At 69.4% G+C, this 26,107-nt stretch carries 20 protein-coding genes and 1 pseudogene; 5 read left to right on the top strand and 16 right to left on the bottom strand.

The features are described from left to right. Positions 1-58 precede the first annotated feature (58 nt). The 10 genes and pseudogenes from ACQEVY_RS16870 to ACQEVY_RS16915 all read right to left on the bottom strand — a co-directional run bounded on the left by ACQEVY_RS16870 (position 59) and on the right by ACQEVY_RS16915 (position 12,390). Complete coding sequence (locus ACQEVY_RS16870) at positions 59-1,342, bottom strand: thymidine phosphorylase (RefSeq protein ID WP_432955256.1); 1,284 nt, start codon at positions 1,340-1,342, stop codon at positions 59-61. 51 nt (positions 1,343-1,393) lie between these two features. After that, positions 1,394-1,789, bottom strand: coding sequence for a cytidine deaminase (locus ACQEVY_RS16875; protein ID WP_432949261.1), 396 nt, complete (start codon positions 1,787-1,789; stop codon positions 1,394-1,396). Continuing rightward, positions 1,786-3,039 carry an ABC transporter permease gene (locus ACQEVY_RS16880; protein ID WP_432949263.1) on the bottom strand — a complete coding sequence of 418 codons (1,254 nt, stop codon included), beginning with the start codon at positions 3,037-3,039 and terminating at the stop codon, positions 1,786-1,788. Before ACQEVY_RS16880 ends, ACQEVY_RS16875 begins: the two co-directional genes overlap by 4 nt. Continuing rightward, the gene (locus tag ACQEVY_RS16885; protein ID WP_432949265.1) at positions 3,036-4,166 is read right to left on the bottom strand and encodes an ABC transporter permease; all 1,131 of its coding nucleotides are present in this window, start codon (positions 4,164-4,166) and stop codon (positions 3,036-3,038) included. Before ACQEVY_RS16885 ends, ACQEVY_RS16880 begins: the two co-directional genes overlap by 4 nt. Then, on the bottom strand, positions 4,166-5,734 hold the full coding sequence (locus ACQEVY_RS16890) for an ABC transporter ATP-binding protein (protein ID WP_432949267.1): 1,569 nt from the start codon (positions 5,732-5,734) through the stop codon (positions 4,166-4,168). The genes ACQEVY_RS16885 and ACQEVY_RS16890 overlap by 1 nt, the downstream gene beginning before the upstream one ends. Before the next feature lie 226 nt (positions 5,735-5,960). After that, a complete protein-coding gene (locus ACQEVY_RS16895) occupies positions 5,961-7,007 on the bottom strand; it encodes a BMP family lipoprotein (RefSeq protein WP_432949269.1) in 1,047 nt (348 codons plus the stop codon). Positions 7,008-7,210: 203 nt separating this feature from the next. After that, on the bottom strand, positions 7,211-8,254 hold the full coding sequence (locus tag ACQEVY_RS16900) for a BMP family lipoprotein (RefSeq protein WP_432949271.1): 1,044 nt from the start codon (positions 8,252-8,254) through the stop codon (positions 7,211-7,213). 247 nt (positions 8,255-8,501) lie between these two features. After that, positions 8,502-9,659 carry an RNA-guided endonuclease InsQ/TnpB family protein gene (locus ACQEVY_RS16905; protein ID WP_432949273.1) on the bottom strand — a complete coding sequence of 386 codons (1,158 nt, stop codon included), beginning with the start codon at positions 9,657-9,659 and terminating at the stop codon, positions 8,502-8,504. Positions 9,660-9,985: 326 nt separating this feature from the next. Next, positions 9,986-11,043, bottom strand: a pseudogene (locus tag ACQEVY_RS16910) (IS630 family transposase); the annotation flags it as partial. A 126-nt stretch (positions 11,044-11,169) separates the two neighbouring features. Then, positions 11,170-12,390, bottom strand: coding sequence for a M20 family metallopeptidase (locus ACQEVY_RS16915; RefSeq protein WP_432949275.1), 1,221 nt, complete (start codon positions 12,388-12,390; stop codon positions 11,170-11,172). Between the two features lie 357 nt (positions 12,391-12,747). On the opposite strand from ACQEVY_RS16915, the gene ACQEVY_RS16920 reads away from it, so the two are divergent. After that, entirely contained in the window at positions 12,748-13,395 is a 648-nt protein-coding gene (locus tag ACQEVY_RS16920) for a class I SAM-dependent DNA methyltransferase (protein ID WP_432949277.1), read from the top strand. Positions 13,396-13,459: 64 nt separating this feature from the next. Here ACQEVY_RS16920 and ACQEVY_RS16925 read toward each other — a convergent pair whose 3' ends face one another. The 4 genes from ACQEVY_RS16925 to ACQEVY_RS16940 form a co-directional block, all read right to left on the bottom strand. After that, positions 13,460-14,827, bottom strand: coding sequence for a hypothetical protein (locus ACQEVY_RS16925; protein WP_432949279.1), 1,368 nt, complete (start codon positions 14,825-14,827; stop codon positions 13,460-13,462). A gap of 70 nt (positions 14,828-14,897) precedes the next feature. Beyond that, positions 14,898-15,836: an N-acetylneuraminate synthase family protein gene (locus ACQEVY_RS16930; protein ID WP_432949281.1), complete on the bottom strand. Its 939-nt coding sequence runs from the start codon at positions 15,834-15,836 to the stop codon at positions 14,898-14,900. A 14-nt stretch (positions 15,837-15,850) separates the two neighbouring features. Continuing rightward, complete coding sequence (locus tag ACQEVY_RS16935; protein ID WP_432949283.1) at positions 15,851-17,149, bottom strand: cytidylyltransferase domain-containing protein; 1,299 nt, start codon at positions 17,147-17,149, stop codon at positions 15,851-15,853. A gap of 56 nt (positions 17,150-17,205) precedes the next feature. Further along, positions 17,206-18,516, bottom strand: coding sequence for a DUF6716 putative glycosyltransferase (locus ACQEVY_RS16940; protein WP_432949285.1), 1,311 nt, complete (start codon positions 18,514-18,516; stop codon positions 17,206-17,208). Between the two features lie 198 nt (positions 18,517-18,714). Between ACQEVY_RS16940 and ACQEVY_RS16945 the strand changes: the two genes are divergently transcribed. From ACQEVY_RS16945 to ACQEVY_RS16955, 3 genes are read left to right on the top strand one after another with little or no spacing between them, the layout of a single operon-like run. Then, the gene (locus ACQEVY_RS16945; protein ID WP_432949287.1) at positions 18,715-19,692 is read left to right on the top strand and encodes a glycosyltransferase family 2 protein; all 978 of its coding nucleotides are present in this window, start codon (positions 18,715-18,717) and stop codon (positions 19,690-19,692) included. Then, positions 19,689-21,023, top strand: coding sequence for an alpha-2,8-polysialyltransferase family protein (locus ACQEVY_RS16950; RefSeq protein WP_432949289.1), 1,335 nt, complete (start codon positions 19,689-19,691; stop codon positions 21,021-21,023). Before ACQEVY_RS16945 ends, ACQEVY_RS16950 begins: the two co-directional genes overlap by 4 nt. Further along, on the top strand, positions 21,020-22,234 hold the full coding sequence (locus ACQEVY_RS16955) for an acyltransferase family protein (RefSeq protein WP_432949291.1): 1,215 nt from the start codon (positions 21,020-21,022) through the stop codon (positions 22,232-22,234). The genes ACQEVY_RS16950 and ACQEVY_RS16955 overlap by 4 nt, the downstream gene beginning before the upstream one ends. 36 nt (positions 22,235-22,270) lie before the next feature. On the opposite strand, the gene ACQEVY_RS16960 is transcribed toward ACQEVY_RS16955, so the two are convergent. Further along, positions 22,271-22,906: a TetR/AcrR family transcriptional regulator C-terminal domain-containing protein gene (locus ACQEVY_RS16960; protein WP_432955258.1), complete on the bottom strand. Its 636-nt coding sequence runs from the start codon at positions 22,904-22,906 to the stop codon at positions 22,271-22,273. Between the two features lie 79 nt (positions 22,907-22,985). Between ACQEVY_RS16960 and ACQEVY_RS16965 the strand changes: the two genes are divergently transcribed. Further along, complete coding sequence (locus ACQEVY_RS16965; protein ID WP_432949293.1) at positions 22,986-24,470, top strand: FAD-dependent oxidoreductase; 1,485 nt, start codon at positions 22,986-22,988, stop codon at positions 24,468-24,470. Here the strand turns inward: ACQEVY_RS16965 and ACQEVY_RS16970 are convergent. Beyond that, positions 24,446-26,026 carry an acyl-CoA mutase large subunit family protein gene (locus tag ACQEVY_RS16970; RefSeq protein ID WP_432949295.1) on the bottom strand — a complete coding sequence of 527 codons (1,581 nt, stop codon included), beginning with the start codon at positions 26,024-26,026 and terminating at the stop codon, positions 24,446-24,448. The genes ACQEVY_RS16965 and ACQEVY_RS16970 overlap by 25 nt on opposite strands. Positions 26,027-26,107 lie beyond the last annotated feature (81 nt).

Here is a 26,107-nt window from a genome sequence, read left to right on the forward strand (position 1 = left end):
GGACGGGCGTACCCCGGAGGGCTTGGTGAGCTTGTTCAGCCGAAACGGACAGCCCGGCTCAGGCGATGCGTTCCAGCACCACCGGCGCCGCCGCGAACTCCGCTCCCTGCGCCCCGACTTCGTACGAACCCTCGACCGCCTCCAGGGCGTACGCGAAGCGTTCCGGAGTGTCCGTGTGCAGGGTCAGAAGCGGTTGGCCCTCCACCACCGTGTCGCCCGGCTTGGCGTGCATCTCCACGCCCGCGGCCGCCTGGACCGGGTCCTCCTTGCGGGCGCGGCCCGCGCCCAGGCGCCAGGCGGCGAGGCCGATGCCGTAGGCGTCGAGGCGGGTCAGTACTCCCGAGGAGGGGGCCGTCACGATGTGCTGTTCTCTCGATGTCGGCAGGGGTGCGTCCGGGTCGCCTCCCTGGGCCGTGATCATGCGGCGCCATACGTCCATCGCCGAACCGTCGGCCAGGGCCTTGGCCGGGTCCGCGTCCCGTACGCCTGCAGCGTCGAGCATCTCGCGGGCCAGGGCGAGGGTCAGCTCGACGACATCGGAAGGGCCGCCGCCCGCGAGGACCTCCACGGATTCGCGGACCTCCAGGGCGTTGCCCGCGGTCAGGCCGAGAGGGGTCGACATGTCCGTCAGCAGGGCGACCGTGCGTACGCCGTGGTCCGTGCCCAAACCGACCATGGTGGAGGCGAGTTCGCGCGCGTCCTCGAGCGTCTTCATGAAGGCGCCCGTGCCTACCTTGACGTCCAGGACCAGCGAACCCGTGCCCTCCGCGATCTTCTTCGACATGATCGAGGAGGCGATCAGGGGGATCGACTCGACCGTGCCCGTCACGTCCCGCAGCGCGTACAGCTTCTTGTCGGCGGGGGCCAAGCCGTCGCCCGCCGCGCAGATCACGGCGCCGACGCCGTCCAGGACGTTCAGCATCTCCTCGTTGGAGAGCAGTGCCCGCCAGCCCGGGATCGACTCCAGCTTGTCGAGGGTGCCGCCGGTGTGGCCGAGGCCGCGCCCGGACAGCTGCGGGACCGCCGCGCCGCAGGCCGCGACCAGCGGTGCCAGCGGAAGCGTGATCTTGTCGCCGACGCCGCCCGTGGAGTGCTTGTCGGCCGTCGGGCGGGACAGCGAGGAGAAGTCCATGCGCTCGCCGGAGGCGATCATCGCCGCGGTCCAGCGGGCGATTTCGGCACGGTTCATGCCGTTGAGCAGGATGGCCATCGCCAGGGCGGACATCTGCTCGTCGGCGACCTCACCGCGGGTGTACGCGTCGATGACCCAGTCGATCTGCTCGTCGCTGAGCGCACCACCGTCCCGCTTGGTGCGGATGACGGAGATGGCATCCGCCGACAAGAGCGTCATGGCTTTCCTTCCAGGGTTCACAGGCACTTGGGGAGATGGCGGTCACTTGGGGAGATGGTCCGGCCCGAAAGCCTGGGGCAGCATCTCGGACAGCGGCACGATCCCCGCCGGGGTCTCCAGGAGCAGATCGGGGCCCCCGAACTCGTACAGCAGCTGGCGGCAGCGCCCGCACGGGACCAGGATCTCGCCCCGGCCGTCCACGCAGGTGAAGTGCGTCAGCCGGCCGCCGCCGGTGAGCTGGAGCTGCGAGATCAGGCCGCATTCGGCGCACAGCCCGAGCCCGTACGAGGCGTTCTCGACATTGCAGCCCGACACCGTGCGGCCGTCCTCGACCAGGGCCGCCGCGCCGACCGGGAAGCCCGAATACGGTGCGTACGCACGGGACATGGCCGCGCGTGCCGCTTCCCTGAGGGCTTCCCAGTCGACGGGGGGTGTCACTTGCCCTGGCCCTTGCGATACGGCATGCCGTTCGCCCTCGGCATGCGCAGACGCTGCGCGGACAGGGCGAGGACGAGCAGCGTGATGACGTACGGCGTGGCGGAGACGACCTGGTTCGGGACCTCGTCGGTGACGGCGTACCAGGTGAAGACCAGCGCGCCGACGGCCAGGGTCAGCACGGCGGCCACGTACTTCTTCTTGATCACCAGCCAGATCGCGCCGATGACCAGCAGGATCGCGGCGAGCAGCAGCAGGGCGTGGACGTTCTCGGCGCCGCCGCGCAGGTTGAGGCTGTCGGTGTAGCCGAACAGGCCGGCGCCGATGGCCAGGCCGCCGGGCATCCAGTTGCCGAAGATCATCGCGGCGAGGCCGATATAGCCGCGGCCGCTGACCTGGCCCTCCAGATAGAAGGGGTTGGCCACGATGGAGAGGAAGACGCCGCCGAGGCCGGCCAGTCCGCCGGAGATGATCACGGCCAGGTACTTGTACTTGTAGACGTTCACGCCGAGCGATTCGGCGGCGACCGGATTCTCGCCGCAGGAGCGCAGGCGCAGACCGAAGGGCGTACGCCACAGGATCCACCAGGTGGCGGGGACCAGCGCGACGGCGATCAGGGTCAGCCAGGAGACGTTGGTGACCAGTCCGCCGAGCAGGCCCGCGATGTCGGAGATCAGGAACCAGCCCTGGCGGTTGAGGTCGATGAGCACGTCGGAGAGGCCTGGCACCGTGAAGTCGCCGAGGGACTCGACCTGCGGGGACTGCTTGCCGGAGCCGCCGAAGGCGATCGGGGCCAGGTAGCGGGTGGCGCCGAGGGCCAGGATGTTCAGGGCCACACCGGAGACGATGTGGTTGACGTTGAAGGTGACCGTGACGATCGCGTGCAGCAGTCCGCCGACGCAGCCGCCGATGATGCCGACGAGGATGCCGGTCCACGGACCCCACTGGTAGCCGGCCCAGGCGCCGAACCAGGTGCCGAGGATCATCATGCCCTCGAGGCCGATGTTGACGACACCCGCGCGCTCCGCCCACAGACCGCCGAGACCGGCGAGACCGATCGGGACGGCCAGTTCGAGGGCGGTGGACATCTGGCTGACGTTGGTGATGCCGTCGGCCCCGGTGATGATGCGGACGATCGAGGTCAGCGCCAGGGCGCCCGCGATGACCAGCAGAAGGACGGGGAGCGTGAGCCGGCGGCCGCCGGGTGCCGCGGGCTGCAGCTTGGGCTGGTTGACGTCGGTTGCGGTGGTCATCGGCCCGCCACCTCCTTCTCGGTGGTGTTGTCAGGAGTGGCGCCGAGGACGTGGCCCGCGGCGAGTTCCGCGCCGACGCGGCGCTGCTGGCGGCGCAGACCCCATTCGCGTACGGCCTCGTACGAGACGACGACCGAGAGCACGATCAGGCCCTGCATGATGACCGCGATTTCCTTGTCGTAGTCGTGGAAGTCGAGTTCCGGCGAGGCCTTGTCGAGCCAGGCCCACAGCAGGGCCGCGAAGGCGATGCCGGTCGGGCTGTTGCGGCCGAGCAGGGCGATGCCGATGCCGAGGAAGCCGATGCCGGTCGGGAAGGCCAGGCTGTAGGTGTGGGTGTCGCCGAGGAGGATCGGCAGCCCGGCGAGGCCGGCCATGCCGCCGGAGAGCAGCATGGCGGCGAGCACCATGCGCTTGGGGTCCACTCCGCTGGCCGCGGCGGCGGACTGCGAGGCACCCGAGGCGCGCAGGTCGAAGCCGAAGCGGGTGCGGTTGAGGACGATCCAGTAGGCGATGCCGAGCAGGACGGCGAGGACCACCAGGCCGTAGATCTCGCCGGCGGCGCCCAGGTCGATCCCGGGCACCCAGCCGGACTCCTTCATCTCGCCGGTCGTGTTGTTGTTGCCGACCTTGACGCCGAAGACGTTCGGCAGCCACAGGTAGGCGATGACGGAGGTGGCGATCGCGTTGAGCATGATCGTCGCGACGACCTCGCTGACGCCGCGGGTGACCTTCAGGACACCGGCGATACCCGACCAGAACATGCCGGTGAACACGGCGGTCAGGAGCAGCAGCGGGATCTGCAGGGCCGCCGGCAGCGCGACATGCGCGCCGACGATGGCGGTCATCATGGCGGCGAGCTGGTACTGGCCGTCCACGCCGATGTTGAACAGGTTCATCCGGAAGCCGATGGCCACCGCGAGCGCCGCGATGTAGTACATCGAGGCCTGGTTGATGATCAGCACCTGGACGTCGGAGAACGTGGCTTGCTCGAACATCAGCGAGTACGGCTCGACCGGGTTCTTGCCGGAGGCGACCAGCACGATCGAGGTCAGGGCCACGGCCACGACGAGCGCGATGACCGGACCGGCCACCGCGAGGAGCAGCCGCTCCTTGTCGAACTTCTTCATCAGCGGGCCTCGTCTTCCGGGGCTTCTGCCTGCTCTTCGAGCTGCTCTGCGAGCTCTTCGTTCTCGAGGTGTCCGGAGGCGGCGCCGGTCATGGCCGAGCCGAGTTCCTCCGGGGTGATGGTGGCCGGGTCGGCGTCCGCGACCAGCCTGCCGTTGTAGATCACCCGGAGGGTGTCGGAGAGACCGATCAGCTCGTCCAGGTCGGCGGAGATCAGCAGCACGGCCAGGCCCTCGCGGCGTGCCTCGCGTATCTGGTCCCAGATCGCGGCCTGCGCGCCGACATCCACACCGCGGGTGGGGTGGGCGGCGAGCAGGAAGCGCGGCTTGTGGCTCATCTCCCGGCCGACGATCAGCTTCTGCTGGTTGCCGCCGGACAGCGAGGCCGCCGTGACGTCGATACCGGGCGTACGGACGTCGTACGCCTCGACGATGCGCCGGGTGTCCTCCTGCGCGGACTTCGGGTCGAGCCAGACGCCCTTCGCGTTGGGCCGCTCGGTGACATGGCCGAGGATGCGGTTCTCCCAGAGCGGGGCTTCCAGGAGCAGTCCGTGGCGGTGGCGGTCCTCGGGGATGTAGCCGACGCCCTGCTCGCGGCGCTTGCGGGTGGGCCAGTCGGTGATCTCCTCCTCGGCCAGCTTGATGACGCCGGAGTCGGCGTGCTTGAGGCCGATGAGCGCGTCGACCAGCTCGGTCTGGCCGTTGCCCTCGACTCCGGCCAGTCCCAGGACCTCGCCGGCGTGGATGGTGAAGCTGATGTCGTCGAGCAGGGCCTTGCCGCCGGGGGCTTCCAGGCGCAGGTCCTCGACGGTCAGTACGGGGCGGTCGGTGACCGTGGACTCCGCGGTCTCCGGGGTCGGCAGCTCGCTGCCCACCATCAGCTCGGCGAGCCGGCGCGGGGTTGTCTCGGCGGGCACGACCGTGCCGACCGTCGTACCGCGCCGAATGACCGTGATCTCGTCGGCGACCGAGAGCACCTCGCCCAGCTTGTGGGAGATGAAGATGACCGACAGGCCCTCGGCCCGCAGCTCGCGCAGGTTGGCGAAGAGGGCGTCCACCTCCTGCGGCACCAGGACGGCGGTGGGCTCGTCCAGGATCAGCGTGCGGGCGCCGCGATAGAGGACCTTGAGGATCTCCACGCGCTGGCGGGCGGCCACACCGAGTTCCTCGACCAGGAGGTCGGGGCGCACCCCGAGGCCGTACCGCTCGGAGATCTCCTGGATCTTGCGGCGGGCCTTGCCGCCGATGCCGTACAGCTTCTCGCTGCCGAGCACGACGTTCTCGAGGACGGTCAGGTTGTCGGCGAGCATGAAGTGCTGGTGCACCATGCCGATGCCGCGGGAGATGGCGTCGGCGGGGCTGTGCAGGGTGACCTGCTCGCCTTCGATCGCGATGGTGCCCTCGTCCGGCTTCTGCATGCCGTAGAGGATCTTCATCAGGGTCGACTTGCCGGCGCCGTTCTCGCCGACGAGCGCGTGGACGGTGCCCTTGTGGACGCTGAGGTGGATGTCGTGGTTGGCCACGACCCCGGGGAATCGCTTGGTGATCCCGGCGAGTTCGACTGCGGTCACCTGACCGCCCGCCGCCTCGGCCGGAGGGCTGCTGGACGCGTTGATGGCGCACTCTCCTGGGGAAGGGGGTCGTCTACGCGCGCCCCTACGGCATCGGATGAGGGGGCGAATCTCCGCCGACAACGGGGTACGGGGAGCCAGACTCCCGGTACCCCGTTCGGCGGAGGTAACCCCGCGGTTACCAGCGGCCACTCGGGGCCGCCGCACTGCTCGTGGTCCTGCCGGATCAGCTGGTCTTGACCTTGATCTCGCCGCTGATGATCTTCTCCTTGGCCGTCGTGATGGCTGTCTGGAGCTCGGTGTTGTTCTTGAACTTCGGGTTCGAGTCCGCGAGGCCGACCTGACCTGCCTTGAGATCGCCCCTGACGATACCGGTCGCGGGTTTGCCGTCCTCGACCGACTTGGCGAGGTTGTACACCGCCTTGGCGACGTCCTTCGTCGCCGAGGTGAGGATGTGGTTCTTGTACTTGGCGAGCGCCTTCTGCTCGTACTGGTCGGAGTCGACGCCGATCGCCCACACCTTGTTGGTGGCGGCGGCCTCGATCACACCCTGGCCCGAGAGACCCGCCGCCTGGTAGACGACGTCGGCCTTCTTCTCGATCTGGGACTCGGCGGCCGTCTTGCCCTTGTCGGGGCTGGAGAAGCCACCCTCCTCCGCGGTCTGCGTCAGATACTGCGAGAGCACCTTGACCTTGGGGTTCGTGTCCGCGACGCCCTGCTTGAAGCCCGCCTCGAACTTGTGGATCAGCGGGATGTCCACCCCGCCCACGAAGCCGACCGTGTTCGTCTTCGTGGACTTGGCGGCGGCGACACCGGCGAGATACGAGGCCTCCTCCTCGGAGAAGACCAGGTCCGCGACGTTCTTCGCCTCGATGGTGGCGTCGTCGACGATGCCGAAGGTGGTGTCCGGGAACTTCTCCGCCGCCTCCTTCACAGCCGTCGCGTAGGCGTAGCCGACGCCGACCACCGGGTTGTAGCCCTGCTTGGCCAACGACACCAGGCGCTGCGTCTTGTCCGCGTCCGTCTCACCCTCGGTGGGCTCGACGTCCGTGGTCTCGTAGCCGAACTCCTTCTTCGCCTGCTCGAGGCCCGCGTACGCCGCGTCGTTGAAGGACTGGTCGCCCTTGCCGCCGATGTCGTACGCGATGGCGAGGCCCTGGTTGCCGTCAGCCTCCGAGGAGGCCGAGGTCGAGGTGCCGCCACAAGCGGTCAGAGCGAGGGCGAGAGAAGTGGTCGCGGCGCCTGCGAGAGCTAGGCGGGAAACCCGGCGCATGAGTTGGTGCTCCTGTCGTACAAGCGCCTCACGTAAGACTCTGGCGCTGGCTTCGCCGCAGAGTAACGCGCGTAGACCTACGAGAAAACCCCTGCCGTTCACCTTGTTATCCGGCCGTGAACAACATCGCGGGCCCGGGCGAAAGACGAGCAGGCGGGCGCCATGGGCGCCCGCCTGCCTCCCCCAGTCGTGCCGCGCAATCGTTACTCGGTCTTGACCTTGATGGAGCCGTCGATGATGGCCGCCTTGGCCTTGTCCACCGCGTCCTTGAGGCCCGCGACCTTGGCGTACTCCGGGTTGGTCTCGGAGAGGCCGACGCCGTCCACCTTCAGGTCGAAGGTCTGCACGCCGGTCAGCGGCTTCTTGTCCTCGACGGACTTGGCGAGCGCGTACACGGCGCCGCCGACGTCCTTGAGCGCCGAGGTCAGGATGTAGTTCTTGTACTTGGCGAGCGCCTTCTGCTCGTACTGGTCGGAGTCGACGCCGATCGCCCACTTCTTCTGCGTGGCGGCGGCCTCGATCACACCCTGGCCGGAGAGACCGGCGGCCTGGTAGACGACGTCCGCGTTCCGCTCCAGCTGGGACTCGGCGGCGGCCTTGCCCTTGTCGGGGCTGGAGAAGCCACCCTCCTCGGCGGTCTGCGTCAGGTACTGCGAGAGGACCTTGACCTTGGGGTTCGTGTCGGCGACGCCCTGCTTGTAGCCCGCCTCGAACTTGTGGATCAGCGGGATGTCCACACCGCCCACGAAGCCGACCGTGTTGGTCTTGGTCGCCTTGGCGGCGGCGACACCGGCGAGGTACGAGGCCTCGTTCTCGGCGAACACCAGGGACGCCACGTTCTTGCCCTCGACGACCGAGTCGACGATGCCGAAGCTGACCTTCGGGAACTTCGCAGCGACCTCCTTCATCGCGGGGCCGTACGCGAAGCCGACACCCACGATGGGGTTGTAGCCCTGCTTGGCCAGCGAGGTCAGGCGCTGCACCTTGTCGGCATCCGTCTCACCCTCGGTGGGCTCGATGTCGGCCGTCTCGTACTTGAACTCCTTCTTGGCCTTGTCCAGGCCGGAGAAGGCGGCGTCGTTGAAGGACTGGTCGCCCTTGCCGCCGATGTCGTAGGCGATGGCGAGACCCTTCTCGCTGTCGCCCTCGCTTCCTGCTTCACTACTGGTGCCGCCACACGCCGTGGCAGCGAGCGCGAGCGACGCGACCCCCACCGCGACCCGGGTCAGTTTGGATATCCGACGCATCCCGAAGTTCCCCATTCTCAATAGCCCCGCAGTGGGTGCTGAGTTCCGCGCACAGTAACGCGCGTAGACCCTGCGGGGAATGGGGTACCACTGGGCTGTTATCCATTCGTGCCAATGGCCGGTTAAGTCCTTGTCACCTTCTCGGTCGTGAACGGCTGAGTGGTGCGCTCGATCCGTTCGCACCTCGTCGCGCTCCCGACTGCCCCCTACGACGGGACGGTCACGGGTCGCATCTCCCACCCTTCGGCTATGCCGGTGGCGGGACGGGCATGGCGACGAATGCCCACGCCGAGCGTGCGCGATCACGCACGTTGACCCCGGCGACGACATCGGCCGGGCCAGCGAGCCCGCACCGACGACAGCAGAAATGATCGCGAGTGGGCCGGTTGGCCCGCTCGGTGTGCCCGCAGCGCGGGCAGCGCTGCGAGGTGTAGGCCGCGTCCACCTCCACGAAGGGCACCCCGGCCCGTTTGGCTTTGTAGGCGAGGTGCTGTCCGAGCTGGCGGAAGGGCCAGGAGGAGAGCGTGCCCCGCTGGTCGCGCCGTAGCCGTACCCGCTCGCGGATCCCGCCGAGTTCCTCGACGGCGATGCCTCGACCGGTGCGTTGCGCAACGGACACGATCTCCTTGCTGATCTTGTGGTTCACCTGCGTGGCATGGCGTTTTTCCTTCTGAGCGCGGCGGGCGAGGCGGCGGGTGGCCGAGCGGGTCTGCTTGGCCTGGAGTTCGGCGCGTTTGCGGGCCTGCCAGCGCCGGTAGCGGCCCAGACGACGCCCCTGGTGATTGGTGCCATCGGAGGTGGTGGCCAGGTTCACGATGCCCCGGTCCACGCCGATGAAGTCCACCGGCTCGTACACGTCGGGTTCCGGGATGTCGCAGGTGGCGATCAGGAACCACTTCCCGCCGCGCTGGACGAGGTCGCTCTCGCCCTTGCGGTGGGCTACGAGGGTCTTGAGCTGGTCGGGCGAGCAGGCGAACCGGATCCCCTTCATCCGCCCGTCCACGGTCCAGATGGAGACGGTGCATGCGTCGTACCGCCAGGACAGGCAGCGGTCGTCGAACGGCTGGGCCGCCTCCGGGCGGAACACGATCGGCATGCTGACCGCCTTGCGGCGCCGCCTCGAGGTGGGCGGGCCGAGGGTTCCGGCCCGCAGGTTGGCCTTCAGGGTCGTGTAGGCATCCACGACCTTCTTCACGACCCGCACCACCGGCTGCGCGGACAGCCCGAACGTCGCCTTCAGGTCCGTGTACACCTCCTTCTGCAGGCCGTTGCGGTCCTTGAGGTTCTTGGTGAAGGCCACCTGCGAGGCGTAGGCGGCCGCCCGGTTGCAGGCATGCAGAGTCGCCTGAAGGGCCGACGCCTGCTCGGGCGTCGGCAGCAGTTTCACCTGCACCACCAGCTTCATGACATCGGACCGTAGTGCGACCACCGCACACACGGTCGCCATTCGCGCGACGATCACCACAACCGGTGACCTATAGGGCAGGTGTTCGCACCCCTTGGCCTCGCCGGGCAGCAAGCAGACACGGCGACGCTTCGCTTCGCGGCCTGTCGACGATCACCTGTCCGCCGGCGTCCGGTCCCGCTTGTCCGGCCAGCTTCCACACGTGTTCCCCGACGTGGGCTCGCGCGGCCCGGATCGTCCCCAGAGGTAGCCCGAAACGCCCTGACGGGGCTGTTTCCTGCAGTGAGGCCGCTCGTGGCAGATCGCCGACGGTCACGGCGCGGCGCTCAGGCCGCGGGGTTGAGAGGGCGGCCGCCCCAGCGGATGCCTTTCTCGCTGCGGATTCGGGCGCGTTCCCGGCGCTGGGCGGCCAGGACGTCGGGATGGCGGGCGTTTCCGGTTGCGCCAGTGCAGGTAGTGGTGCGGCGCGCGGGTTTGGGCGGTGTGGTTGGGGTGGTTGGAGTTAGCGAGGGTGAACTGCCGTAGCGGCCCGAAGTGCCCCTCGATGGGGTTGGCCCCAGACGCGTTGGTCGGCGTGAAGCAGAGCTCGACCTTGTTCCTGGCCGCCCATCGGCGGATCTTGCTGCCCTTGTGGTTGGAGGGCTTATCGAGGATGACGTAGATCGGGGCGCCGTCCGGGCGGACGGCCCGGATGCTCTTGAGGACGGCGAGGCTGTGACCTGCGCCCTTGCGAAGCCGATTGACACCCCAGAGCGTGTCGTCGCCGACGGAGTAGCAGCCGTGGAAGTAGCGCACTCCGTGGATGCGGTGGAAGGTGGCTGGGAGCCGGCCGGGCTTGCCCTGCCTGGCACAGCAGGTCCCGGCGGTCGGGCGTATGCCGAGTGCGTCGAACTCGTCGAAGGCGAAGGTGCGGTCGGGGCGCTCGTGGAGGGCGTACTCGATCCGGTCCAGCTTGGCGTCCTTGTCCGGGTCGGTGGATTCCTTTCCACGTCTTGGTCCGTTGAAAGGTGGTCTGGCGTCGGTTGAGCAGGCACCGCAGGGTCTCCCGGCCGATGCGTAGGCACCGTCCCGGGGCTCTGTGTATGTAGGCGGCGAGTTTCCGCACCGACCGGCGCGTGAACGGTAGGCCGAGCAGGCTGGGGCGGATGGTGGCCTTCTGGATGACGAAGTCCTAGTCGCGACGGTCGAGCAGGCGGGGACGGCCTCCCGCCCACTTAGGGTCCAGACAGGCCAGCCCCGTCTCGTTGAACTTGTGGACCACATCGCGGACGGTATCCTCGTCGGCCTGCACGAGCCTGGCGATGACTGGGACGGTCCCGCCGACCGAAGCCAGCACGATCATCGCCCGCCGATAGCGGACCGTGTTCGTGCTGCCGCGGCGCACCTGCCGTCGCCTGTCCAAGGACTACTACCTGCGCGTCATCTGCTTCGCCATGGCCATGCTTCTCCTGCACCGCCATGCAAGATCAGCCCGCTGGCAGCCTTATCAGACGACCTCCACAGGCCTGGTTTACGGCGTCGCGTCGAGGAGAGCGGTCGCCGTGAAGAGCTCGACACCGACCGTGATGGCGTGCTCGTCCGCGTCGAAATCGCCCTGGTGCAGATCGCGTACGCCCCGCTCGCCGGGCGTCCGCACGCCCAGTCGGGCCATCGCGCCGGGCACCCGCTCCAGGTACCAGGAGAAGTCCTCGCCGCCCAGGCTCTGCTCGGTGTCCTCGATGGACTGGGCGCCGAAGCGGGTGGCCATCGCCTCGCGGAGCAGTTCGGTCGTCATCGGGTCGTTGACGACGGGCGGGACGCCGCGGATGTAGTTGATCTCCGACTTGGCCTTGTAGAGGTTGGCGATCTCGTCGATCGCGGCATGGACGAGGTCGGGGGCGGCCCGCCAGGAGTCGAGGTCCAGGCAGCGCACGGTTCCGGACAGCTCGGCATGCTGCGGGATGACGTTGCAGGCGTGCCCGGACTCGATACGGCCCCAGGTGACGGCGAGTCCGCTGCGGGCGTCGACACGGCGGGCGACCAGGGCGGGCACGTCGGTGACGACGCGGGCGGCGGCGGTCACGAGGTCGGTGGTGAGGTGCGGGCGCGCGGTGTGTCCGCCGGCGCCGTCCAGCGCGACCTCGAGCCGGTCGCAGGCCGAGGTGATGGGTCCGTGCCGCAGCCCGATGCGTCCCGCGTCGACCCGCGGGTCGCAGTGCACGGCGACGATGCGTCCGACACCGTCCAGGGCCCCGGACTCGATGGCGTCGGGCGCACCGCCGGGCAGGACTTCCTCGGCGGGCTGGAAGATCAGCCGTACGGCACGCCGCAGCAGCCCCTTCTTGTGCAGCTCGGCGAGGACGAGTCCGGCGCCCAGCACCACCGTCGTATGGACGTCGTGTCCGCAGGCGTGCGCGCGGTCGGGGACGGTCGAGCGATATGCGCAGTCGACCTTCATGTCCGGGATCGGCAGCGCGTCGATGTCGGCGCGCAGGGCGAGCATGGGGTGCGCGGGGTCCGGTTCGCCGATGTCACAGATGAGCCCGGTTCCGATGGCGAGCACGCGGGGCCGGAGGCCGGCGCGCTCCAGCCGTGCCTTGATCGCGGCGGTGGTACGGAACTCCTGGTTGCCGAGCTCAGGGTGCATATGGAGGTCTCGGCGGAACGCCACGAGTTCCGCGCGCAGGCCCTCCGGGAGCGTGCCGGGGAGCACGGCTCCACCGGTCGTTTCGGCCTCGGACTCTAGGGACATCACTTGGTTCACCCTTTGAAGGGTAGGGCGACTAGGGGGCCGACTGCCCCACGATCAACAAAAATTCAGCCAGTCAGGCACGAAAACCCGGCCACACGCCGCATACATATCGGTGGCGATGGGTAAACTCGCCCGCCTTTCGGCCCGGCCCGGGACCTCCGGTGCCGCCGATGGAGGCCGGACCTCGGTGCCTGGTCTTCTACGCATACCACGCATCCGCATCGCGGGCAGTTCTGCTCACTTTCCGGGACGCCCGCCCGTGGGCGCGCCGCCCCTCCCGCCCCGAAGCCGACGTTCGGCCGAAGAACGAGTGAACCGCGGCCACCGACCCCATGCCGCGCAGTATCGTCCCCGAGCGTGAGCGAACCGGACTTCATACGTGACACGCGCGCGTCCTACGACTCGATAGCCGCCGAGTACGCGGACCGCTTTCCCGACGACCTGGCGCATAAGCCGCTGGACAAGGCGCTGATCAACGGGTTCGCCGAGCTCGTGCGGAGCGCCGGGGTCGGACCCGTGGCCGATGTCGGATGCGGTACGGGGCATGTGACGGCGTACCTCAGCAGCCTGGACACGCCCGTGTTCGGGATCGACCTGTCGCCGAAGATGGTGGCGATGGCGCGGCAGGCGTACCCGGAACTCCGTTTCCACGTCGGCTCGATGACGGCCATCGACCTCCCGGACGACGTGCTCGGCGGAATCGCGGCCCTGTACTCCACGATCCACATCCCGGACGACCAACTCCCGGACGTCTTCGCGGAGTTCCACCGCGTCCTCGCCCCCGGCGGCCATCTGCTGCTCGCCTTCCAGGCGGGCGACGAGCACTTCGAGCTGACGGAGCGCTTCGGCCACACCATCTCGCTGGGCTATCACTGGCGGCGCCCCGAGAACGTGACCGAGCTCATCGACAAGGCCGGACTCGTCATGCACGCCGAGGTCATCCGCGAGCCGCACGAGAACGAGAAGTTGCCGCGCGCTTTCCTGCTGGCGCGCAAGCCCCACTGAGCGCCGGCATTGGGCTCGCACTGAGCCCGCGCCGGCCCGCCTCAGATCGCCATCTGGGCCTACCTCAGATCGCGGTCGTCACCGCCGACAGCCGGTGGACGTCCCGAGCCGTCCCCGTGACCCCCGACAGGAAGCCCTGCGCCCGCGGGGAGGCGGTGGCCGTGAGCCAGGCCGGGTCGATGTCGAAGACGGCGACGCGGACTTCGGTGCCGACGAGCGCCAGCGGGAGGGTGTGGACGACCGTCGAGGGGAAGCTGAGGATCGTACGGCCTATGGGGCCGCGGCGGGCGATCAGTTCGAGAGGGAGGTCCGGGCGGACGATCTCCAGGCCGGTTTCGACGGCCAGCCGGTGGAGTTTCTCGGTGCTTTCGCGGCGGTGCGCGAAGTAGCGGGTCGCGCCGTAGGTCTTGGTGAGGCCCTTCACCGCTTCGACGTAGCGGTCGGGGTCCACAACGCCCGTCTCCACCAGGGAGGTGCCCACGAGGTCGGCGCCCTTGGTGAGGCGCGGCGGGCCGAAGCGGGCGCGGGTCCAGGAGAAGTCGTTGGCGGTGACGTGGACGCCGTGGGGCGTCTCGGTGATCGGCATGGAGGAGAACACCTCCACGCGACGCCCCGAACCGGGCGTGAGCCGACGTCGAGCCGAGGCCGAAACCGGCCCGAACACCAGGTCACGCGGCCCAGGCCGCCCGCCGCGTCGGTGCCAGCGCACCAGCCGCTCACCACGGGCGAGCTGTGAAACGAACTCCATCGTCGCGGTCCCGTCGTCCACGACGACGAGATCACGAGCGCGGGTAATAGTGAGCAGAAGCTGCACGTAACGGGAGAACGGATCCCCCATGACGATCCGCTTGGCCCGCCGCAACATGGGCGCCAGCCCGCCCACGGTGTGAAACGGCGCGGTAGCCCCACCCCGAGCCTCCTCCCACCGCACCTCATGCCCCTCGCCCCGGGCAAGCTCCGCCATGCGGCGCAGCTGGCCACGGGTCATGGGGTCGTTGGGCGAGAGCACGACGAGGGTGAGCCCGGTGTGGACCACGTCGGCGGCAGTGCCGGGCGCGGGCCCGTCCGCTGGGCGGGCGGCCTCCGGCGCAGATCCGGGCAACGCACTATCGGCCGGACGGGTGGCCCCCGGCTGCTCGCCGAACGCCTCCCCCGGCGTAAAGCCGGGGTCTGGTCCGCCGACCGGGCCGGTGTCCCCCGGCCGGGCCGTCGACGCCGACTGCGCTGCGGGCGTCGCCCCCGCACCCCCGGACGCGGGCGCCGCTCCCCCGCCCCCCGCGCCAGGCGCAGCCCCGCCCGACTCCCCCGACGCCCGGAGGGCGTCGGCATGTGCCCACTCCAGGACGTTGAGGAGTTGGACCGGGCTCTCCACGAACGCGAGGGTGTGTGGGGAGGCCGGGCGGGGGCCGGCTGATCCGGCGCGGGGGCTCATCGACGTATGACCGTCGCTTCCGTGAGTACGGACTGGGGGATCCGTGGATACGGACTGGTGGTGGCCGGGATCAGACCGAGACCGGCTCGCCCGCGGCGGCGGCGATCTCCGCCTCGGCGACGACACCGGAGACGCGGCGCAGCTTCTTCATCGGGCCGAGCTCGGAGTCGTACACCTTCTTGATGCCGTCGCCGAGGGAGGCCTCGATGGTGCGGATGTCGCGGACGAGGCGCTGCAGGCCCTGCGGCTCCACCGACGCGGCCTGGTCCGAACCCCACATCGCGCGGTCCAGCGTGATGTGACGCTCGACGAACGTGGCGCCGAGGGCGACCGCGGCGAGCGTGGTCTGCAGGCCCGTCTCGTGGCCGGAGTAGCCGATCGGGACGTTCGGGTACTCGGCCTGCAGCGTGTTGATGACGCGCAGGTTGAGCTCTTCGGCCTTCGCCGGGTACGTCGAAGTGGCGTGGCAGAGCAGGATGTTGTCCGAGCCCAGGACCTCCACCGCGTGGCGGATCTGCTTCGGCGTCGACATGCCGGTGGAGAGGACGACCGTGCGGCCGGTGGCGCGCAGCGAGCGCAGCAGCTCGTCGTCGGTCAGGGAGGCGGACGCGACCTTGTGGGCCGGGACGTCGAACTTCTCCAGGAAGGCGACGGCCTCGGTGTCCCACGGGGAGGCGAACCAGGCGATGTTCTTCGACTTGGAGTACTCGTCGATCTGGCGGTACTCGTCCTCACCGAACTCCACGCGGTGGCGGTAGTCGATGTAGGTCATGCGGCCCCAGGGGGTGTCGCGCTCGATGTCCCACTGGTCGCGCGGGGTGCAGATCTCCGGGGTGCGCTTCTGGAACTTCACGGCGTCGCAGCCGGCCTCGGCGGCCGCGTCGATGAGCTTGAACGCGTTCTCGAGCTCACCGTTGTGGTTGATGCCGATCTCGCCGACGACGTAGACGGGGTGGCCCGGGCCGGCGGTCTTCGAACCGAAGGTGCGCAGACGGGAGTTGTTGCTCATGGTGGAGAAGTTCCTTACTTGTCGAGGGAGTCGAGAGAAGGACCGAGGATCCAGCTGGCGATCTCTCGGATCGCGCCGTCGCCGCCAGGAACGGTGGTGACCGCGCGTGCGGCGCCGCGCACGACGTCGTGGGCGCTCGCGACCGCCACGGGCCAGCCCACGAGGGCGAAGCACGGGAGGTCGTTGACGTCGTTGCCGACGTAGAGCACGCGCTCAGGCGCGATGCCCTGCTCCTCGCACCACTGCTTCAATGCGAGGTCTTTCCGGTCGATGCCGTGGAGCACCGGAATCTTGAGCTTCCGGGCTCTGGCGGCGACGACCGGGTTCTGCTCCGTGGACAGGATCAGCATCGTCAGGCCGCTCTTGCGGAGGGCCGCGATACCGAGTCCGTCCCCGCGGTGCACGGAGACGAACTCCCGTCCGTCGGAGTCGATCAGCACCCTGTCGTCCGTCTGGGTGCCGTCGAAGTCGAGGACGACCGCGTCGATGTCGGCGGCGGTCGGGAGGGTCCCGGGGCGGTTCGCGTCGAAGAGGGGCGCGAGCGCCCGGGCGCGGGCGAGGTCGTGCGGGTCGTCGATCTCCAGCACGCGGGCCGGGTCGGTGCGTACGAGTTCCGTACGGCCGAAGAAGCGGTGCTTGTGCTCGCGGAGCCCTGCGGCGTTCATGGCGTACGCGGCGCCGGTCTCCAGCAGGTCCTGCGGCCGGTCCTGGCGGCGCGGGCGGAACGACTTGTCGTGGTTGACGCCGTACCCGCCGTCCGTGGCCGTGGTGTTGGCGACGGTCGTGCCACCGCCGACAGCCTGGGTGGCCTGGGTGTCGACCACGGCCGGGTCGTCGTCCGCGTCCCGCCAGATGAAGCCGTGGAAGGGCGCCACGGTCAGCGCGGTGTCCGCGCCGTTCTCCACGACCGCGCCCACGACCCCGTCGAGGTCCTCGCGGACGATGAACGGGCTGGTGCACTGCACGAGGAGCACCACGTCGACCGCCGCGCCGTGCAGCGCCTCGTGCGCGTCCATGGCGTGCAGGACGGCCGCCTCGGAGGTGGCCGTGTCGCCGGCGATGGCGGCGGGGCGCAGTACGACCTCCGCGCCGGCCTCGCGGGCGGCGGCGGCGATCGCCTGGTCGTCGGTGGACACCACGACGTCCGTCACCAGCCGGGCCGCACGGCACTCGCGCACCGCACGGGCCACCAGCGGCACACCGCCGACCGGGAGGAGGTTCTTGGCGGGGACGCCCTTGGAGCCGCCCCTGGCGGGGATCACCGCGAGCACGCGGGGTACCGAAGTGGCTGGGCCCGCTTCCGAGTTGGACATGGCATGTACTCCTTGCGAGGGGTTCGGGGCGCCCGCGCCCGTCGGCTCGGGGGCGCTCACAGCTCGCCCATCCGGCGGATGACGGGCGCCACGCGCTGCACCCCGTGCCGGTAGGCACCCCGCGCCGCCCGGCGCACGATCTGCCGTACGGGTCCCGGCTCGGTGTCGGCGGCGGGTGCGCCGGGCAGCGGGCTGCCGTCCGGGGCGAGGTGGTGGCGGGCGAGGATGCCGGGCAGATAGCCGGGGGCGGTGACGGGCGTGTAGTAGGGGGCGAGGGAAGGGAGTTCGCCCTTGTCGAGCAGCTCGGCGATGCGCGTACGGGCCGTGTCGAAGGCCCTCTCGTACGAGCCTCCCTCGGCGGCGACGCCCTGCCGGGCCACCCACTCCTGGTCGGGCGAGGGCTTGTGCCCGGTGTCGAGCTGGTCCCAGGAGGCGAGGCACCCGGAGCCGACGAAGTGGTGGTTGCCCAGCGACTCGCGCACGCCCAGGTCCGTGAGCAGGACCGTGGGGATGCGCCGGTGCAGGGATTCCAGCGCGGCCGTCGAGCTGACGGTGACCAGCAGGTCGGTGCGGTCGAGGACCTCGCCCATGTGCCCGTACACGAGGCGGAAGTTGGCGGGCAGGTCCAGGCGCTGCGCCAGCTTCTGGTAGGGCTGCTCCTCGATGTGCGTGGTGTGCTCGCCGGGCTTGGAGCGCAGCTTCAGCAGGACCTCGCGGTCCGGGTGCAGCCGTGCGTGCTTGACGAGCCGCTCCAGCAGGTACATACGGTCCTTGCGGCTCTCCGGCACGGAGGGCTGCGCGGCGAAGACCACGGTGTACGGGTCGTGCTTCTCGTACGCGGCTCCGCCGAGGAAGGGCAGCGCGACCTCGGTCACGGAGGAGGCGTCGGCGCCCACTCCCTCGTACACGGCGGTGAATCGCTCCGCGTCCTGGCGGGAGTTGGCGAGGACGAGGTCCGCGCCGTGCCGCAGCAGCAGCCCGTCGGCGAGCTTCTCGTAGACGACGCCGACGTAACCGGTGACGACCACGGGCCGCTTCGTGCGCTCCCGCCAGGCGTGCCCGAGTCCGTGCAGCATCGCCTGGACGGCGCCGCCGACGAGGGCGAGCACGACGATGTCGTACTCCGCTTCCCGCAGGGTTCGCAGGAATTCGACACCGGTGACCTCGCGGAGCGAGTCCGCGCGGACGCCGACCTCTTGGAGCTGGCGGGCGGTGGGGGTCGCACGGCCGCGCAGGAGATAACCGTCGAGGCGGATGTCCGATTCGGCCGGTGCGATGCGGTTCGCGGTGAGCGCGCCCCATTTCCACCGGGTATCGGAATCCGCGAGAACGGCTACTCGCAGAGAGTTCGAGGTACTTGCTGGCACACCGAAGACGCTAGGAAGCGATTCCGAGGCGCAGCCCAACCTAAATGCAACAAAGGGTTAACAGCACATCGCCGAATGGCGAATCAGGCCCGGATCCGCGCAGGAAAAGGCTGGGTTCACCATTCCGCCACGCGTCGTTCACCTGACATCTCACCATCGGTCAAGACGAATGCCGGGCCGCCGCCTAACGTCACGTGGGTGGTCAAGCTCTCCGTCATCGTGCCGTTCTACAACGTGCAGCAATACGCACCCGACACCCTGAGGAGTCTGCGTGCCAACGCGCGTCAGGACTTCGAATTCATTCTCGTCGACGACTGCTCGCGCGACGAGACACCGGACATTCTCGCGCGCGCGGAGCGCGAGCTCCAGGGTGCCGTGTACGTCAGACACGAGCAGAACGGGGGTCTGGCGACCGCGCGCAACACGGGGATCGACGCGGCACGCGGCGAGTATCTGACGTTCCTCGACGGCGATGACTGGCTCGCGCCCGGGTACTACGAGCAACTCCTCGCCGCCATCGAGGACTTGGGCGTCGACTTCGTCCGTACCGACCATGTCCAGACGACCGCGCGGGCCCGCTCGATCCACCGCTTCCCGCACGGCAGGCGCGGTGTCGTGCTGAACCCGCGCGAGGCGATCCTGCCCGCCGACCGCTCCACGGCCGTGGACTACGCGTACGCCTGGGCGGGCATCTACCACCGCCGCCTGGTCGACCGGGGTGTGCTGCACTTCACCGACGGACTGCGCACCGCCGAGGACCGGCCGTGGATCTGGAAGCTGCACCGCGAGGCCGAGTCGTTCGGTGTGGTGGGACTGCTCGGCGTCTTCTACCGGCGCGGGGTTTCGTCCTCGTTGACGCAGATCGGGGACGTACGGCAGCTGGATTTCATCCGCGCATTCGACCAGGTCGTACGGGAAACGGCCGAGGACCGGGAGGCGGATAAACTCCTGCCGAAGGCCGTTCGGACCTACTGTGCAATTATTTCCCATCACCTGGGTTCCATCGAAAGGTTCGAGCCTCCCGTGGCACGGAAACTGAAGTCGATGAGTGCCGTCGCATTGCGGCGTATGCCGCAGGACGTCCTCGACGAGGCCCTCGACTCCATGGACGTACAGCGCGCGACGCGGCTGCGCCGGCTGCGCCGCCGTCCGGTGTCCGCGGGGGTGGCCGCGTGACCACCCAGATCTTCATGGCGTCGACGCTGTACGGCACGGCGACGCTGGCGGCGGCGGTCGACGCCGACTGCTTCCGCCCTGCCGACCGGCGCATCCTGCTGGTCTCCAACAACTCGGCGACGCCCGAGACTTCGCCGGGCATCGACGAGATGCCCGGCTTCGAGCGTCTGCGCGGCCGGTTCGACGAGGTGGTCTCCTGGAACGAGACCATCTCCCCTTTCCACCCGGGCGGCTGGTCGCCGCGCATCAACGACGTACCGCTGTGGGAGCGCCATCTGCGGCTCGCCTGGAACCTCGGTGACGACGACATCGAGCTGGCCGTCGAGTCGATCCAGGTGAACCCGGCGCTCGGCGTCGCGCAGATCTTCACGGGCGCGCCCATCACGGTCTACGCCGACGGTCTGATGAGTTACGGCCCCACCCGTAGCAAGATCGACCCGCTGGTCGGCACGCGCATCGACCGGCTCCTCCACCTCGACCTGGTTCCGGACCTGAAGCCGCTGCTGCTCACCGAGTTCGGCGTCGAGCCGGAGATCGTGCCGACGGACGCGTTCACCAAGGTGCTCGCCGAGCTCATCGACACGGGTGACGAGTTGCCCGTCATCGAAGAGCCGGCCCTGCTGCTCGGCCAGTACCTCTCCGCGCTCGGCATCCTGACCGCCGAGCAGGAAGAGGACCTACACGTACGGATGCTGAAGGGCGCCGTCCAGCTCGGCCACCAGCGCGTGGTGTTCAAGCCGCACCCCAGCGCACCCGCCCGCTGGTCGCGCGCCCTGGAGAAGGAGGCCGAGAAGCTCGGCGCCGACCTCACGGTGCTGGACACCCCGGTCCTCGCCGAGGTCCTCTATCAGCGGATGCGGCCCGCGCTGGTCGCCGGCTGCTTCTCCACGGCACTGCTCACCGCCTCGGCGCTGTACGGCCTTCCCGTCGCCCGGATCGGCACGGAGACGCTGCTGGAACGTCTCACGCCGTACGAGAACAGCAATCGCGTCCCCGTGACGATCGTGGACGCCATGCTGCCGGAGCTGACGGACCAGAAGGCGGTCACCGAGCAGCGAAAGGGGCTCGGCACGGACCAACTGACCGAACTGCTGCGGGCGGTGGGCTACGCCATGCAGTCCAAGATCTACCCGGATCTGCGACCGGCCGCCGAGCGGTATCTGTCGCGCCACCTCAACGGCCATACGTGGCGCTACTTCAAGCGCCGACGGCTCACCTCGCTGGCCCTACCCGGCGCGGTGCCGACCCAACTGGCCTTCATCCCGCGCAACGCCACCGTACGCCGCGTGGCCCGTCGCGCCCGATCGCTCAAGAGGGCAACTCTCGGATGACTTCGGTCAACACAAAGCCCGCCCCGACGGCCTCGTCGGAGGCTGGCACCTCCCCCCACAGCACCTCCCCCCACGGCACTGCTCCCCACAGCACCGCCACCGTCAGTACAGGAACGGGCGGCACGCCATCGCCCCGGATCATCGCCCGGCCCCGCGCCTCGCGCCTTCGCGCGCTCGACGGACTGCGGCTGATCGCCGCGCTGATGGTCGCCGCCTACCACTACGGCGGCCGCGACGGCGAGGTCGCCAAGGCCTGGGGCTCCTCCGCGAAGTTACAGTTCCCCACTCTGCATGAGTGGTTCGCGTACGGCTGCCTCGGCGTACACATCTTCTTCGTCATCAGCGGCTTCGTCATCTGCATGAGCGGCTGGGGACGGCCGCTGCGTTCGTTCTTCGCCTCGCGTGCGTCACGGCTGCTGCCGTCGTACTGGGCGGCGGTGATCCTGGTGACGATGGTCTTCGCGCTGCCGGTGGTGGCGTACAAGGCCGTCTCACCGAGCGACGCGCTGCTGAACCTGACGATGATGCAGCAACCCCTGGGCGTGGACCGGGTGTTGGGCGTCTGCTGGACGCTGTGGGCGGAGGTCCGCTTCTACGCGCTGTTCGCGCTGTGCGTCGTCATGCCGGGCGCGAACCGCCAGGGCATCATCCTGTTCTGCGCGGGCTGGACCATGGCCGCGGCGATCGCCCAGGCGGCGAACGAACCGCTGCTCGACCTGGTCCTGATGCCCGAGTACGCGCCGTTCTTCATCGGCGGCATCGGCCTCTACCTCATCCACCGCGACCGCCACGACGCGTACGCCTGGGGCATCGTGGGCGTCAGCTGGCTGATCGGCCAGCACTACGCGGTGTCCAGCCTGTGGCACGCCCCCAACCCGGACTTCTTCTCCTACCGCACCTCGTCCGGCATCATCCTGGTCGTCACCTTCGGCTTCATCGCGGTGGCCGCGATCGCCCTGGGCTGGCTGAACTGGGCCCACTGGCGCTGGCTGACGGTCGCGGGCGCGCTGACGTACCCCTTCTACCTGGTCCACGAGCACCTCGGCTGGGTAGCCATCAAGGCCTACCACCAGACCCTGAACATCCCCTCGTCCGCGACCTTGCTCCTGACGATCGCCACGATGCTGCTTCTGGCGTGGCTGCTGAACCGCCTGGTCGAGGACCGCATCGGGCCCCGACTGCGCTCGGCACTGTCGAGGCCTCGCCGCTGAACGGACCTTCGCCGGACGGGTCTCGCTGATTGCTCGTCAAGAGCCTCGCAGCGTCGCGTCGATCCCGGCGATGATCGCTGCGAGGCCTTCCTCGAAGCCGCGGTCGTGGTCGCGGAACATCTCCTCACCCGCGGCCACGGCGAGCGGGTACGCGGCGAGCCGTTCGGCACGGGCCGCGAGGTCGTAACCCTCGCCGCCCTTGGCCGGGTCGGGCCCCATCGCCTGCTCCTCGATGACGTAGCCGATGGTGTAGCTGGCCGCGGTGAACCAGGCACGGGCGGCGCGGGCCGGAGTGAAGCCCTCGTTCGTGAGCACCCGGAGGTGGCGCTCCATCGGCTCCGCGTACGAGATGTCCGTGAAGTGCGTACCGCTGTACACCTTGGCGCCGTCGCGGTAGCGCAGCAGATGCGCGCGCAGTCCGCGCATCGCGGCGCTGACAGCGTCCTGCCACCGTGCCGGAAACTCGCCGAGGTCGGCGTTCATCCGCCGGAGCATCTCGGTCGCCATCTCGTCCAGCAGCGCCTGCTTGTCCTTGAAGTGCCAATACAGGGCGGGCGCCTTGACGTCCAGTTCCTTGGCGATGGCGCGCAGGGTGAGACCTTCGAGGCCGACCTCGTTCAGCAGCCGTAGCGCGGTGTCGGCCACCAGCGCCCGGTCGATCTTCTTCGCCACAGCCACGTCCGCACCCTATCCGGACCTCGTCCAGCGGCACCCCTTGACAACTTAACAGCGTTAAGGAGACCCTCACTCCATGGAACTTAACAGCGTTAAGGAAAGCGCCACCGATGTGCTGGTAATCGGCGCAGGCCCCACCGGCCTCACCCTCGCCTGCGACCTGGCCCGGCGCGGGGTACACGCCCTCGTCGTCGAGCGGGCAGACGGACTCTTCCCCGGCTCGCGCGGCAAGGGCATGCAGCCGCGCACGATGGAGGTCTTCGACGACCTCGGCGTACTGGACGCGATCCGCGCGCATGGCGGCCCGTACCCCGCCGGGGTGATCTGGCAGGACGGGAAGCGGCAGGGCGAGCACCGGATGTTCGACGAGGTGGCCCCCACCGAGGCGGTTCCGTACGCCGGGTCGTGGATGGTCCCGCAGTGGCGTACGCAGGAGATCCTCTTCGCGCGGCTGGGTGAGCTGGGCGGAGGCGTGGCGTTCGGGCGGGAACTGACCGGGCTCACGCAGGACGCGGACGGCGTGACGGCGACCTTCACGACCGGCGGCCCCGTGCGGGCCCGGTACGCGGTGGCCGCCGACGGCGGACGCTCCACCGTGCGCCGACTGCTCGGCATCGGCATGACCGGCGAGACGGTGGACCCGAGCCCGACGCTGGTGGCGGACGTCCGCATCACCGGACTCGACCGCGACAACCTGCACATCTTCCCGCCCGCCGACGGCGAGGGTTTCCTGGCCGTCTGGCCGCTCCCGGGCATCGAGGACTTCCAGCTCGTGGCCAACTTCGAGGACCCGGCCGCCACCCCCGACCTGTCTCTGGAAGGCATCCGCAAGCTCGTCGCCGCCCGCACTCATCTCGAGCCCGACGCCGTGACCGAGGTCCGCTGGGCCTCGGACTTCCGGCCACGTGCCGCGATGGCGGACCAGTTCCAGGAGGGCAGGGTGTTCCTCGCGGGGGACGCGGCCCACGTCCACTCACCGGCCGGCGGCCAGGGCCTCAACACCAGCGTCCAGGACGCGTACAACCTGGGCTGGAAGCTCGGTGCCGTCCTGCGGGGCGATGCACCGGACTCCCTCCTCGACTCGTACGAGGAGGAGCGGCTGCCGGTGGCGGCCGGGATGCTGGCCCTGACGACCAGCGTCCACCGGGGCGAGACCCGACGCGGCGAGGCCACGCAGCAGCTCGGCCTGGGTTACCGGGGCTGCTCTCTGGCGGTGGAGACCCGCACCGATCTCCCGGAGGACGCCTTGCAGGCGGGCGACCGCGCTCCGGACGGCAGGCGGGGCGGCGTACGGCTCTTCGACGCGTTCCGGGGGCCGCACTGGACGTTGCTCACGGTGGGCAGGAGCCCCGAACTTCCGCACCTGGACAGCGACTTGGTGCACACGATCCACATCCCACCGTACGAGCCGTACGGCACCGGCGTGTTCCTGATCCGCCCGGACGGGTACGTCGGCTGGGCAGGCGAGACGGCGGAGGGGCTGGCCGAGTATTGGGCCCGGTTCGGCGCCCGCCGCCGGTCAGCGAGTCACCGGGCTCAGAACGCGTCGCTCGGCACGTAATTCCCCCAAACCTCCCGCAACGCGTTGCACACCTCGCCCACCGTCGCGCGAGCCCTCAGCGCGTCCTTCATCGGGTAGAGGACGTTGTCCGTGCCCTCGGCAGCCTTCTTCAGCTCCGTAAGCGCCGCGTCCACCGCCCCCTGGTCCCGCTCGGCCCGCAGCTTCGCGAGCCGCTCCGCCTGCTGGGCCTCGATCGCCGGGTCCACCCGGAGGGGCTCGTACGGCTCTTCCTCGTCGAGCTGGAAGCGGTTGACGCCGACGACGACCCGTTCGGCGGCGTCCGTCTCCTGGGCGATGCGGTACGCCGAGCGCTCGATCTCGCCCTTCTGGAAGCCGTGCTCGATGGCGTTGACGGCGCCGCCCAACTCCTCGACCTTCGCCATCAGTTCGACGGCCGCGGCCTCCACCTCGTCCGTCATCTTCTCGATCACGTACGAGCCCGCGAACGGGTCGACCGTCGCCGTCACATCCGTCTCGTACGCCAGCACCTGCTGCGTACGGAGCGCGAGGCGGGCGCTCTTGTCGGTGGGCAGGGCGATGGCCTCGTCGAAGGAGTTGGTGTGCAGGGACTGGGTGCCGCCCAGCACGGCGGCCAGGCCCTGGACGGCGACGCGGACCAGGTTCACCTCCGGCTGCTGGGCCGTCAGCTGCACGCCCGCCGTCTGCGTGTGGAAGCGCAGCATCAGCGACTTCGGGTTCTTCGCGCCGAACTCGTCCCGCATCACCCGGGCCCAGATGCGCCGCGCCGCACGGAACTTGGCGACCTCCTCCAGGATCGTCGTACGCGACACGAAGAAGAAGGAGAGGCGGGGGGCGAAGTCGTCCACGTCCATCCCGGCCGCGACCGCCGTGCGTACGTACTCGATGCCGTCCGCCAGCGTGAAGGCGATCTCCTGCACGGGTGAGGCGCCCGCCTCGGCCATGTGGTAGCCGGAGATCGAGATGGTGTTCCACTTCGGGATCTCGGTCTTGCAGTACTTGAAGATGTCCGCGATCAGGCGCAGGGAGGGCTTGGGCGGGAAGATGTACGTGCCGCGCGCGATGTACTCCTTGAGCACGTCGTTCTGGATCGTGCCCGTCAGCTGGTCGGCGCTGACTCCCTGCTCCTCCGCGACGAGTTGGTACAGGAGCAGGAGCAGGGAGGCAGGCGCGTTGATCGTCATCGACGTGGACACCTTGTCCAGCGGGATCCCGCCGAACAGCACCCGCATGTCGTCGATCGAGTCGATCGCCACGCCCACCTTGCCGACCTCGCCGCTCGCGATCGGGGCGTCCGAGTCGTGGCCCATCTGGGTGGGCAGGTCGAAGGCGACGGACAGACCCATCGTGCCGTTGGCGATGAGCTGCTTGTAGCGGGCGTTGGACTCGGTGGCCGTGCCGAAACCGGCGTACTGGCGCATCGTCCAGGGGCGGCCCGTGTACATCGACGGGTAGACGCCTCGCGTGAACGGGTAGCGGCCCGGCTCTCCCAGCTTCTCGGCCGGGTCCCAGCCCTCCAGGTCGTCCGGCCCGTACACCGGCTCGATGGGCAGTCGGGACTCAGACTCGCGCGCCATGGTGTGTGCCTCCGCTTGCTTCACATACTCGCCAGTACAGACGACCCTCGCCACGGACTGTAGTGGTGGCCGTGCGACCGG

This window comes from Streptomyces sp. CA-288835 (genome assembly GCF_050936385.1).
Taxonomy (GTDB): Bacteria; Actinomycetota; Actinomycetes; order Streptomycetales; family Streptomycetaceae; genus Streptomyces.